The 12597-nt window shown below is 42.8% G+C and carries 13 protein-coding genes; 7 read left to right on the top strand and 6 right to left on the bottom strand.

Features of this window, described 5'->3' with window-relative positions; all coding sequences use genetic code 11:
- Window positions 1-18: 18 nt before the first annotated feature.
- Entirely contained in the window at window positions 19-1590 is a 1572-nt protein-coding gene (locus AC04NP_RS10905; protein ID WP_482859779.1) for a solute:sodium symporter family transporter, read from the top strand.
- A gap of 229 nt (window positions 1591-1819) precedes the next feature.
- Here AC04NP_RS10905 and AC04NP_RS10900 read toward each other — a convergent pair whose 3' ends face one another.
- Complete coding sequence (locus tag AC04NP_RS10900; protein WP_482859778.1) at window positions 1820-5059, bottom strand: PQQ-dependent sugar dehydrogenase; 3240 nt, start codon at window positions 5057-5059, stop codon at window positions 1820-1822.
- A 162-nt stretch (window positions 5060-5221) separates the two neighbouring features.
- On the opposite strand from AC04NP_RS10900, the gene AC04NP_RS10895 reads away from it, so the two are divergent.
- A complete protein-coding gene (locus tag AC04NP_RS10895) occupies window positions 5222-5629 on the top strand; it encodes a DUF6146 family protein (RefSeq protein ID WP_482859777.1) in 408 nt (135 codons plus the stop codon).
- Window positions 5630-5635: 6 nt separating this feature from the next.
- Here AC04NP_RS10895 and AC04NP_RS10890 read toward each other — a convergent pair whose 3' ends face one another.
- Complete coding sequence (locus AC04NP_RS10890) at window positions 5636-6277, bottom strand: hypothetical protein (protein WP_482859776.1); 642 nt, start codon at window positions 6275-6277, stop codon at window positions 5636-5638.
- A 160-nt stretch (window positions 6278-6437) separates the two neighbouring features.
- Window positions 6438-6716 carry a hypothetical protein gene (locus tag AC04NP_RS10885; RefSeq protein WP_482859775.1) on the bottom strand — a complete coding sequence of 93 codons (279 nt, stop codon included), beginning with the start codon at window positions 6714-6716 and terminating at the stop codon, window positions 6438-6440.
- Window positions 6717-6843: 127 nt separating this feature from the next.
- Between AC04NP_RS10885 and AC04NP_RS10880 the strand changes: the two genes are divergently transcribed.
- Entirely contained in the window at window positions 6844-7089 is a 246-nt protein-coding gene (locus AC04NP_RS10880; protein WP_482859774.1) for a helix-turn-helix domain-containing protein, read from the top strand.
- 183 nt (window positions 7090-7272) lie between these two features.
- Here the strand turns inward: AC04NP_RS10880 and AC04NP_RS10875 are convergent, their stop codons facing one another.
- On the bottom strand, window positions 7273-7848 hold the full coding sequence (locus tag AC04NP_RS10875) for a hypothetical protein (RefSeq protein WP_482859773.1): 576 nt from the start codon (window positions 7846-7848) through the stop codon (window positions 7273-7275).
- Between the two features lie 145 nt (window positions 7849-7993).
- Here AC04NP_RS10875 and AC04NP_RS10870 point away from each other — a divergent pair, with 145 nt between their 5' ends.
- The 3 genes from AC04NP_RS10870 (at window position 7994) to AC04NP_RS10860 (ending at window position 11182) form a co-directional block, all read left to right on the top strand.
- The gene (locus AC04NP_RS10870; RefSeq protein ID WP_482859772.1) at window positions 7994-8287 is read left to right on the top strand and encodes a helix-turn-helix domain-containing protein; all 294 of its coding nucleotides are present in this window, start codon (window positions 7994-7996) and stop codon (window positions 8285-8287) included.
- A gap of 19 nt (window positions 8288-8306) precedes the next feature.
- Entirely contained in the window at window positions 8307-8528 is a 222-nt protein-coding gene (locus tag AC04NP_RS10865) for a hypothetical protein (RefSeq protein ID WP_482859771.1), read from the top strand.
- A 404-nt stretch (window positions 8529-8932) separates the two neighbouring features.
- The gene (locus AC04NP_RS10860; RefSeq protein WP_482859770.1) at window positions 8933-11182 is read left to right on the top strand and encodes a T9SS type A sorting domain-containing protein; all 2250 of its coding nucleotides are present in this window, start codon (window positions 8933-8935) and stop codon (window positions 11180-11182) included.
- A 76-nt stretch (window positions 11183-11258) separates the two neighbouring features.
- Here AC04NP_RS10860 and AC04NP_RS10855 read toward each other — a convergent pair whose 3' ends face one another.
- Window positions 11259-11489 carry a hypothetical protein gene (locus AC04NP_RS10855; protein ID WP_482859769.1) on the bottom strand — a complete coding sequence of 77 codons (231 nt, stop codon included), beginning with the start codon at window positions 11487-11489 and terminating at the stop codon, window positions 11259-11261.
- A gap of 194 nt (window positions 11490-11683) precedes the next feature.
- Here AC04NP_RS10855 and AC04NP_RS10850 point away from each other — a divergent pair, with 194 nt between their 5' ends.
- Window positions 11684-11920: a helix-turn-helix domain-containing protein gene (locus AC04NP_RS10850; protein ID WP_482859768.1), complete on the top strand. Its 237-nt coding sequence runs from the start codon at window positions 11684-11686 to the stop codon at window positions 11918-11920.
- 69 nt (window positions 11921-11989) lie between these two features.
- Here the strand turns inward: AC04NP_RS10850 and AC04NP_RS10845 are convergent, their stop codons facing one another.
- Window positions 11990-12484 (bottom strand): ATP-binding protein, encoded by a 495-nt coding sequence (locus AC04NP_RS10845; RefSeq protein WP_482859953.1) that lies wholly within the window; start codon window positions 12482-12484, stop codon window positions 11990-11992.
- Between the last annotated feature and the right edge of the window lie 113 nt (window positions 12485-12597).

Here is a 12597-nt window from a genome sequence, read left to right as displayed (position 1 = left end):
TAATAAATTAACTCCAGCATGTTAAAACTCCTCTCATTTCTGGCTTTCACTGGATTTGTGGCCATTTATTCCTGGTACAGACTCCGGAAGGAAAAACTCAACTCATCTGACGGTTATTTTTTAGGGGGAAGAAGTCTCACAGGCGTAATCATTGCCGGTTCGATGTTGCTTACCAACATTTCCACTGAACATTTAGTAGGCATGAATGGCGCCGCATACAGAAATGGATTTATTGTCATTGCCTGGGAGGTGACTTCAGCACTGGCGCTGGTGGTTTGTGCGGTTTATTTCGTGCCCAGGTATCTCAAGATGGGCCTTACCACCATTCCGCAATACCTGGAGTACCGGTTTGACGGCATAACCCGTACATTAGTTGCCCTGTTTCTGATCATTTCCTTTGTGGTGACCTTGTTGCCAATAGTTTTATTCACAGGGGCTATTAATATGGAAAGTATTTTTGACATATCCGCCATGTTGAATGTTAACAATACATGGGGACTTCGGCTGACAGTGTTGGTGATTGGCATAGTTGGCTCGGTATATGCCATTTTCGGAGGGTTGAAGGCCGTGGCATTTTCCGATACCATCAACGGTTACGGTTTATTGATTGGAGGGCTGCTCGTTCCGGTTTTCGCGCTCCTGGACATTGGAGATAACAATATCTGGAGAGGACTGGTAAGCGTATATGAACATAGCCCGGATAAGTTCAATGTAATGGGAGCGCCTGATTCGGTTATGCCTTTTGAGGTGTTGTTTACCGGGTTGATTATTAATCAGCTCTATTTTTGGTGTATGAATCAGGCCATCGTTCAGCGTGCGTTAGGGGCTGCCAATTTGAAGGAGGCACAGAAAGGTTTACTACTGACCGGTGTTTTTAAAATCCTTGTCCCATTAATTATCATTTTACCCGGGGTGATCGGATTCTATTATTTTCAGGACAGCTATTATAACAATCAGGATCATATTTATCCGGAGCTGGTAAAAAGAGTGTTGCCGGTCGGCTTGGTTGGCTTCTTTGCCGCGGTAGTCATGGGTGCGGTGCTTAGTACTTTCAACAGCGTACTTAACAGTGCGGCTACGCTGTTTAGTGTGGGAATCTATAAAAGGCATATAAACGAACATGCCAGTGAAAAAAGGTTGGTATGGATAGGCCGGGTAACTTCTGCAGTCCTGGCGATTGTTGCGATCCGGGTAGCGCCGATGATGGCCAATGCCCCTGATGGGTTGTATCAACTGTTGCAGCAATTAAATGGCATATTTTTTATTCCTATAGCCTCTGTTCTTTTGGCGGGGTTTTTTCTTAAAGACATTTCGGCAATGGCCGCCAAGGTAGCCCTGATTACTGGCATGGCTTTTTATCTCATCACAACTTTTATTCTTGAGATTGACCTGCACTTTGTTCACATCTGGGGAATAGAGTTTTTGCTAAACATAGGGGTGATGTACCTCGTCTCCTACTTTTATCCGAATAAAAACTTTTACCAGCCCGCCGATGCCGGAAAGGTAGAACTTACGCCCTGGCGGTATACCCGGCACATGGCCATAGGATTGGTGATAATTACTATTTTGATTTACTTGCTGTTGAGTTAACACACCAAGACACACAAAGAACTTTGTTGAAAACCTTACACAAAAACCACCGAAGCTTGCCCTATCCCATACCCTCAATGATAAGAGGATACAATGATTTCATCATCGCGGAACCAAGGGTGCATACCCTAAAATGATTGTCAATTTTCAACTGTCAATTGCCCATTCTCCATCGCGCCTACTTATAAAAAAATAGCCCTTACTTGTTTACATTTGTCTTAGAACACGCTCATCGCCCAAATCTGATCCAGTCCAATGACATAAACCAATGCTGATCTTCCACTGGTCCGTCAAAGACAATGTAGATGTCATGAATACCTTCGGTCGGATTAATGTTTAGTGTTTTGGGTTTCCAGCTCTGGTCATGGGCAGGTTCAATGAGAATGTTACCTACCTTAATGCCCTCGCTGTTACCGGTTCTTACACTGATATGGGAGGCGGTGTTCGATCTTGTGTGGAAAGTCATTGTATTAATTTGGGACAAATCGATTTGATGAAAGGTCAGATAGCTCCCCTTCGTTGAAGTTTTGACATATGACAAGTTGCCTCCGCCGGGCCTTTCTTTTTTAGCTCCTGAGATTTCATCATAATCCTCCGCCTGTTTTTTAGGATGACGGAGAAGGATAGATTTCCTTGCAGTTAGCGGACTAATTGTACCACTGCCCTGGTCCTGGTAAGTTACGCTGAACACATAGGCACCATCTTCCTCCTGTTCGGTAGGGGCTTTGGTTTCCACAATACCTGTAAGTGGCAGGCCTCCTGTGTTCTTCTCCCCCTCACCAGGCAAAGAGAGTATATACCTTACCATTTCACCCGTTTCCTCAAGCGTATGTTGGGGGTGGGCAGCCATCAGGCTATGTCCCCAGTTTCCATTGCCTCCTTCAATAATTTTTTTGCCAAGGTAATCAATGGCATTTTTATCGCCCTGGTATCTTTCGGCAATGTCCAGATAAGTCGGCCCGATTGACTGCTGATCCCTGGAATGACAAGATCGGCAATCACTGTTTTCAATCAGGTTTTTGCCTTTGGTAAATGGTGAAGGAATGGAAAACTGCTCCGGTCCCAATAGTGCCAGATCTTTGCCATGAGGCAGATAACTGAATTGTATGCCTACGTCGCTGGCTGCAATTTGCCGGCCTTCCGTAGAGCCATCTTCCTTGTCATTTACTTTGACCTCATAATTAATGGTACTGCTGCCGAAATAAAAAGACCGGTTACCTGAAAAGTTAATCGCAATGACCGGCATTTCATTGCCTGCCTCAATTTTCAATTCGGCCGTCTCGGACTCACCTTTAGAGTCCGTTACAATTAATTTAGCGATGTAGCTTCCGGGTGTTTCAAAGGTAAAATCAGTACTGATGCCATTGCTATGCTCCTCATTTTCACCGGTAAACAGCCATGCATAGCTCAAGGAATCTTCGGCATCGTAGTCAAATGATTTGTGGGCTGAAAAGCTGACTCTGAGGGGCGCCGCACCCACCAGCTTGTCGGCAGTGGCTATGGCAACAGGTGCTGTGTTGAGGGGGTTGTATTCAATTTTTGAAAGCCGGGCATCGTCATTGTCGGTAAAGTAGTTAGCTCCATATTCAAGTATATACATAGCCCCATCCGGTCCAAATTCGATATCAATGGGCTTGTCGAATCGTACCCCGGAGAGAAAGGGCTCGATACTTGCCAGGTCATGGTTTTCATCCATGGTTACTACCATTATCCAACTCCGTGCCCAATCGTATATAAACCATTTTCCATTATAGTATTCCGGAAACTTAACTTTTGAATTTTGATCATACCGCTTTGTGTAAAAGATAGGCCCACCCATCGCGCTTCTCGAACCCCTGCCCAGCATTGGGAATTCATCGGACCTGCCATAGGGATACCAGATCATAGGTTTTTGGGCTGGCGGCAATATGGTATTTCCTGTATTGTTGGGTGAATTGTTAACAGGACGCTCAGGGTCCCAGGCGGGCCCTATCTTGTCGGTGGCAAAGTCAAGTTTGGGATAAGCCTTATTATCTGCCACAAAATAAGGCCAGCCATAAAATCCGGGTTCACGAGCCTGATTGAATTCATCATAGCTTTGAGGGCCGAGCCTGCTATCACGTCCCGAGTCAGGGCCCACATCTCCCCAATACACAAAGTTTGTGTAAGGATCCACGGTAAAACGGAATGGATTACGCAACCCCATCAGATAAATCTCCGGCCGTCCTTTTGAACCGTCTTTTGGAAACAGATTGCCATCCGGTATTGTATAACCGCCGTCGGCGGTAGGGGTGATCTTAAGAATCTTGCCCCTGAGATCGTGGGTATTGGAAGAAGATTTCTGCGCATCAAAGGGCCCCCTTCCCGGCCGCTCATCGTGCGGAGAGTAACCATCTGATTCTTTGGAGCTGGTATTATCACCTGTTGAAAGATAAAGGTTTCCCTGGTCGTCAAACACAATACCTCCTCCCGAATGACAGCAAGTTTCCCTTTGCACCGGCACTTCCAGTACGATTTTTTCTGTGGATCTGATGAGGGAGTCTCCCACGAATTTGAATCGTGAAAGATTTTGTTTTTGCACCGGATCGACCGGTGAGTAATAAATGTAAATCCAATTGTTGTATTCAAACAATGGATCACGGGCAATTCCAAGCATGCCATCTTCATAATTGCCCGCTGTCGTTACCTCGAAGCGATCCACTTGTTTGGTAGACCGGGTTTGGGGGTTATACAATTTGATAGCCCCTTCCCTTTCAATAAAAAGCACTTTTTCATCCGGTAAAATGGTCATATCCATTGGTTCATTTACCTGATCGTCCAATACCTTTTTTACGAATCTCATTTCCGAAGGCGCCCTGCCGGTGCGGGCATTTTCGTAGTTGTAAGTATTGTCGCCTATAACGAATTCGAGGTTTTTAAACAGTTGATCTTTCAGTTCGGCCGATAGTGTAGCGTTGTCCTCAACGTACATGAAGCCAACACGGCCTCCGTCATAGTGTTTTAGCCCATACCCCGGGTCTTCATCGTTTACAAGGTTTTTGCTGTTTTGTACGGTGGTTGCTTTAAAAGCCTGGCTCATGCCATCGAGCCAGGGCCAGTAATATTGATGATTGGTTTCAGGATTAATCAGTATCAAACCACCCCCTGCCTGTACATAGCGTTGTACCTCCGCCTGTTGCTGCTTGTTAAATTGCTGTGGCTGAAGCCCAAAGAATAACACTGCACTGTATTGTTTGATGCTATCTTCAGGAATGCTGTCAAAATTATTGACATGGTAAATTAACAGGTCCCCCTTATTTTCCATCATCACTTTTTTCCATTGCCCGGTGTTTACTGATGAGTTGCCTGCCGGTTGACTCACCAATAATACACGTTTTTCTGTCCTGACGACCTCACCGGTGCCACATGCATAGAAAATGGATAAAGCAACGGTAAAAACAAATAACTTTAACAAAATACTCCCGAAAGCGTAACAACCCCTTTTAAACATAACTAAAGCATAATAATACCTTGCAAAAATAAGTAATTATATGACCTGTAGGTATGACAAAATGCACAAAAGTGGAGGGTTGTTGCTCAGGATGGTGATTTCAATCATTGTTTAATTCATGCCAAAGCTTCACTTTTGTAATAGCGTGAAGCGGTGAATGATATGAAGTATTTATTAAGCTTTTGGTTACTGGTTTTTATGACTGGATGTGTGGGTACAGGTCCATCGAGGTTCTATGTACAGGACAGTAATATTGTGGGGCCAAGAGAGGAAGAAGCACCGCAATATGAACTCATTGTGGATGAGCCTGGCTTTGAAAGCTGGATGGTTACCAATGCCCGGCCCATAGGATTTTACACTAAATCCTATTATGAAACCAAAAACAGAATTTATGTGTCAGACTGGAATGATAAAGTGACAGCATTCAGACACAGGCGGCGAAGCCCGTTTACAGAAATCATCAATTATGATTTTACAATCGATTATGGCATAGAATTAAACTATAAACTATTCTATTACTTTAAGTTCATGCATCAAAAATATGGGCCCCGCTATACCTTTCCTAATTAGCCGGTTTTATTCAGAACGGGTAAGCCCGGTATAATTGGCGTTAAATGTTCCTTTGAGAACCACCATACCACAATCCTGACTTTCCAATTCGGCAGTAAGTTCCGCTTTTATGCATTTTTCAAATCTAAAATGCCTGATATAGATCCGGCCCTGTTTTGTCAGATATTGGCACCCGGTCTTTTTATCAGTGAGCTGAAACCGTATCCTGGGGTTTTCAAACAGCTTTTTCGCGTTAAAGTCATAACCTCCGGTGTGAAACTCATGCCCTGACCAGTTGACCCAATATTTGCGGATGGTTATCTGCAGGTCTTGCTCCGGATGCAGAAAAAAAGAGAAGTAATGCACGTCATCCTCGTCAATGAGAAATTCCGGGCACTCACAATCCATATCAAAATTATCATGGTCATACCTTTCATCATTAAAATACTCCCATTTTAGTGGTATCGAGTCCTTTGGGTTTGATTTAAAGGAGACTTCCCCAAAGGTAAAATCGAAGTAATCCGGGTCACAATGAAATTCCGGTGTCGCCTCTTCGGTTTCAGTATCCTCTGTTGACGTGGTGCTTTGGCAAAAGGAAAACAGCAGGGGCGAAATCAGTACTGTATACCACCATCTCTGTTGGCTAAAAATGTAAGCTTGTAAATTCATGAAAATTGCGTGTATACCTTTTTGCCGGTTGATTGAGCTGGTTAATAATGTAAGCTGATCCTGCCTCAGTAAGCCGGATTCAATTTATAGGGCACATTGGCCTTTTTGGTGGAAAAGCCGTCAATGCCGACGTGTCTGCAACGTTTTGGCAGACATGCTCTTATGGCTCTTTGGCTTTTTCCTGAAGGTGTCTTTTGTGCAAGTCGCTGTGTTCGGGAAAAAGTTCACTATGCTCAGATAAAAACGCCGGGTCAATGGTGAGATGGTTTAAAAGCCGGTAGACTGCCTTTAGATTTTCGAGAAAAGCCGGACTGCAATCGTCGATTTCTATGTGACTCAATACCGCCAGGATACTTTTTTGGTAGGCATATAATTCATGTATTCCCGAAATCGGAATTTTGATGCTTAATTGATTCGTTTTTTGATTATACTCAATCATCTTTAATAATATTCGTGTCAAATATACATAAAATATTGACTATTAAAAATTTTTGTAAAGAAAATATTCATGTTAGTCCAAAAAACCTATATAATTATACAGATTATGATTTTTAACTATTAAAACTATGGCGGAACAAAAATTGACCAAATTGGGCGAATACCTGAACAAAAGAGCTGTGAACAAGTCCCAGATATCACGAAGAACCGGAATCAGCAAGCAAAGACTAAGTGAACTTTCTATTAATACGGCAACCAAGCTCCGGGCCGATGAGTTATACCAGATCGCCGTGGCTATTGAAGCAGATCCTTGTGCACTACTGGAGTACGTCTGCGGTCATCTGAAGCAGACAGTAAAGCTGGCTACTTTGTAAATTGCAGAAAAATGATCTGAAGTTTGGCTCAAAATCAAATACGGCCCATCCGGACCGTAAAAAAACATTTTAAGTTAGCCTTTGAGCCAAATAGAGGCACCTGGAAAAACAAATACTCAAACAACTGGTTTGGTCTGGTTACCTTTACAGGTCTCTGAATGTTTCCTTACCGAAAGCAATTTTTTAAAAAAGAGAATGTTTGGCAGTTTTTGTGTAATGATTATACCTGAGCTTTCCTCGCAAACAAATCATCTCTTCTCCGACAACCCTCACGTCTTTGGTATCGTAAGCATTCAATAACTCGAGAAAGTGTTTGTTATCTCCTGCCATGAGGGCATTTTGCAGGAAGTTATGAAAATGATTGACAGATTCCGGTTTTAGACCTTTTTCCAAGAACCATTGTTGAATTTTGAGGCCTTCTATCCACCTTACATCATCAACAGGGAGCCGGGTAGGATCGAAATCATGTGTTTTGACCAATTCAAAAAAGCATTGTGACGCATTCAAGCGGATAGTATAAATAATGCTTTCTTCCACATTGGTAGGGGTATAAGGCATTGATTGTACCGGTTCGTGTTTTTCTCCGGGAGCCGGCATGTGTTGTAACAAAAGCTTCACGAGCTCCGGCTCGTCCCACTCAATAGCCTGGCTAAGCAGCGAAGTTTTATGGCAGCCCGTTCGCGCATCGATGATCTTTTCGCGAAGGAGCCATTCGAATACTTCCCGTTTATCTGACTGAGCCATTAGCAGGAACGCCATGCGGCATAACCTTTTTCCGGGTCTTGTGGATGAGTAAGTTCACCGGCTTCAGCGATGAGGTGTTTTTTCTCCCCCCTCTCCAAAGGTTATAATACTGTTACGTTCATTTATTGTAACACTCCCTTATTTTTACTACCTTTGCATTATGTTCGACAGAAAATCCATCGGCCAACGCCTTAAGATGTTTCGTAAAAAAAGGAATCTTTCACAAGATGCCCTTTCTTTTAAGTGCGGGTTAAAACGCAACCAGATCATTGCAATTGAAAAAGGACAGACTAATTATACAATTGGCAATTTTTTAAAGTATCTGCAGGGGCTGGGTGTTAATGAACTTGTGGCGAAAGTAAACAACGGTGAATCAGGAACAAGTCATGGACTGGCTGAGCTCATGGACGGTAGTGATAGTGTGAAAATTGAATCTTCTCCAAGTGGGAATTGATAGAAAAATATAACATTGAATGAAAACAACAGAGATACTTACAAGATTAGAAAGCGTAAAATTTTCAGAACAACAAGCCCGGGTGATTGCCGAAATTTTTGAAGATACGCATTCTGAATTAGCGACTAAGGAAAACGTAGAAGCAGTAGTAACCAAAGCTAAATACGACCTTGTGAAATGGATTGTAGGCGGCATAATCGCTAATGGGTTGGTAGCTACTTTATTGAAATTTATTGCCTAAGAGTGAATTCCCCACTTTCATGCTAAACCTGGCTTATTTCTTCCCGGGCAATGCTCCCTTCAAAGATGCGGCATTAGCAAATGCCGGTGAACGAACTGGGCTGGTACAACGTTAAAATAAGCACGTTTTACAAAAGCAAGGTGGGTGGGTGAATACTGATGTTGGTGAAGATTATTCCTTCGTTTTGTGAGTCAGGTTTGATAGTTGCTAAATCAGATTTAACATCATAAATTTGAAGTCAGATATAAAGACCTTGTGTTTAACGGTTGATGAAGCTTGGTTGATGGTTATTTTCCTCTTTCACCCATTCACTACGAATTGAAAATAAACACTTCATGCCCTTTGATCTGCTGGTGGATTTTAAAATTCAATAATTAACCTTTCACCTATTAAACCTTCCAGTTATGAAAAAGTTATACCTCTGTTTTATCTTCCTAGTACCATTGGGGACCACCGCACAGGTGCCGACCAGGATTTTCAAGGCCAGCCAAATTGCTGAAAAAGGAGTTTTCAGTACTGAAAAGGTCAAAGCAAAAAAAGAATTAAATGTTGACCTCACACAGGTTTTGAGGGATGATGAAAAAGAAAAAGGATCCGGAATGCCTTACAGGTTTGGGAAAGCGGTAGATGTCAATTACAACCTGGCCAACTCAGGGGAATGGCATGACATGGAAGGTGCCAGGATCTGGAAATTGCAAATTACATCGAAGAAGGCCCTCTCCCTTAATCTTATTTTTAAAAAACTGTTCATACCTGGAAACGGTGAGCTGTACATTTATAATGAAGAAAGAACTGTCATATATGGTCCGGTTACTTCCAGGGATATGACACCCTCCGGAAAGTTCAGTTCCGATCTGATCTACGGACAATCTATTATACTGGAGTTACTTGAGCCCAAGGCTAGCAAAAACAAAAGTGTATTGGAAGTTTCCAAAGTCATTCATGGTTATAAACTGGCATTTTTTGGTGATGCCCAGTCGTGTAATAATGATATAAATTGTTCTGCCGAAGGTAGCAATTGGCAGGATGAGTCAGACGGTGTGGCCATGATACTCTTGGCAGACTATACCCGGATATGCTCCGGAAGCTTACTTAACCATGGCTGCCAGGACTACACCCCCAACATTTTATCCGCCTTTCATTGCGCTGACATTAGTACCAATATGACAGATCCCTGCAGCGAAGGTGACTTTTCCAATGGAGTTCTGAGCAATGGTGAAATTAACCAGGTTGAAGATTGGATGTTTCGCTTTCAGTATAAAAGTCCTGCCTGCCCGGTCAGCGAGCCAAATCCCAGTCTTTACTTTACCTTTCAGGGAAGTACATTTAGAGCCGGACATTTCCCCTCGGACGCAATACTGGTTGAAATGACCCAGAGACGCAGAGGAGATGTTAACACTGGTATGAAGTATTTGGGATGGGATCGAGGCAATAACGTACCAACATCAGGCGCATATATTGGTCATCCTGCAGGTGATGTAATGAAAGTTTCTACCTACAATAATGCCCTAACCAATAATAATCCTGTTGGCCTTGGTACGGGATGCAGTGGGATTTTAGTTGCTTATCCTGGAGGGAGCCTTTGGCAACTTTCAGTCAATTCCGGTACTGGTGAAGGTGGATTTTCGGGAGGACCAACATTTGATCAAAACGGAAGAGTGGTGGGCCATTTGACGGGTGCTCGTACCGGATGCGCACCCACAATTAGTTGGAGTGGGCGGTTAGATGTTTCTTGGAATGGTTCCGATCAGGATGGTAATCTGTTTATAGACAACGATGAACTATTAGGTATTTGGCTTACCATTGATCCTAATGTGACAACAACTAATACAATCAATGCCCCATACTTCTTTCAGGATGATGTTTTTGTCGTTTGTAATACCACCAGGACATTCAGTTTGACCAATGCACCTCATAACATTGTATGGAGTACTACCCCTAACCTTACCATTGTTTCCTCAACGCACAGTTCTGTTTCGGTAAGATACGCAGGCTCTGGAAATGGAACAGGAACGATTACTGCTACCATATCAAATGTAGACACTGGTCTCTGCAGTACAACTGCTACATTCTCCAAGGACGTCCAGGCTGGACTATTCAGGACAAGCCAAATTACCGTTTTGGGGACTGCCGGCGTATGTCGTGGCACGGAATATGTTTACACTGCCAAGGTTCCCCTGGGTCATCAGCCCGGGTACACTTATAGCTGGAATTACCCGAGTAACTGGATATTTGTATCTCAAAATGACAATACCATAAGATTGTTGACTCCATCCTCAAGTCAACCTGCGGGTGGCCCGTTGGAAGTTAATGTAAACAACGGATGTGGTTCCAGTGGTTTTACTGGTTTTACAGCCTATCCTCTTCCTTGCCGCCGTTTCAGTGCGGTAACTTCCCCAGGTGTTGAATTGTTTAATCAATATCCTAATCCAAGTACCGGGACTCTGACCGTGGAGCAGACAGGTCAAGCAAGGGATGTCGGACCCTACTCCATTGAGCTGTATAACAATTACGGCGAAAGGGTAACTACTATCAGTACTTCAAACAGGCAGGTTCATCTTGATACGGGGAGTTTACCAGGAGGGCATTATATACTTAAGATAATTTACCGGGATGGAATCTTAACCCGGCGAATAGTGGTAGAAAGAGAGTAGCCAGGGAAAAGGGGAGCACCAGGCTCCCCTTTTCTGTTTAAACGCATTGTCGCCCCGTGTTACTTATCTCGGGGGATCAGGGTTCGGGTTGTAATAAACCCATTTTCCTGAGATTTTTTACGTGGCTGCATAGTTCGTCAGTACTGCTAATGACCTCCAACATGTCCTGGTAATATTTGCTTTTTTCGTAAGTACCGGCCTCTTTGGAAACTCTCCTCTTCAGCAAGAGGCAATAATAATTTTGAACCTCGTAAGCATCTTTCAATAATTCAAGGTTCCCTTGATGTAAGTATTTGTTTTTGTTCATATTTCCTGGTAAAAATTCAGACCCGGCACTAATGGCCGGGCCTGGTTAAATCAAAGATCCACTATATTTAAAAGGAAAAATTTTAAACTTCATTTATTTAAATAATAATATTTAATAGTCTAATATAACTAAAAATCACAATAACTCATACTATAGTTCTAGTAAATTAATCTGCCGGATAGCTAGTTTCGTCCATGACCATAAAACAGGCTTTCGGCATTGTGTTGAAGGAGGAAAGGGAGAAACAGGATATAACACAACTTCAACTTGCAGGATATTGCAACCTGGATGTTCAAACCATTAGCATGTACGAACGGGGTCTTCGCCAACCCACGATAAAAACACTGCTCGAACTCGCTAAGGCGTTAAATGTTGAAGCCGAATACCTGGTCACCCGTCTAAAAGCTACCCTGGAAGCTGGAAACTACTGAGAATTTGTGACTTATTGGCTGAATACACGATGTCCCCTTTATGTCCCCTTTATGTCTCCTATGTCCCCTTTACTTCCGCTTAGATGCGGTATAAAAAGTCCCTTTTCCCGTTGTTCCTGATTTTTCTAACAAACCTTTTTCAACTAAGTCCTGTAAATCCCTGGTAGAAGTTTTTTTTGTTGTATTATTAATTGTTTGATAGGCAGTGTTAGTAATACTTCCCTTCTCCTTTACAAATTCTAACGCTTTTATTTGTCGCTCATTTAGTTTAAACTTTTTGAAGTATTCTCCTGGGAGCGTGTTTTTCAAGAAAGTAATTTGAATGCCACCTGCTACTTCTTCAATAGCTGGCTCTGGTAGCCCGGCTTTACGGCATGTATCCATAATCATGAAAATTCCACGTCCCCAGGCCTCAATATAACCGGCTTTGAAAAAAACCTCGGCCATGTTATTATTACGGGGATATGATGGGTGTTTATCTTTAAGCATTTCAACGCTCAATTCATCCGGCAGACGACCTGGATTCCAAAGGACAATTTTGTTGTCATATACAATAAGCTGGATACCTGGCCCGGTATAATTTTTATGAACTATAGATTATGTAAACTAAAATATTATGTAAACTAGTACTTTCAAATATATTACATATAAGCTTAGCACTACAATTACCGTCACCT

The organism is Agaribacillus sp. DX54, assembly GCF_056858335.1.
Note: the sequence above shows the minus strand (reverse complement) of the source record. Positions and strands in the feature narration are given on the sequence as shown.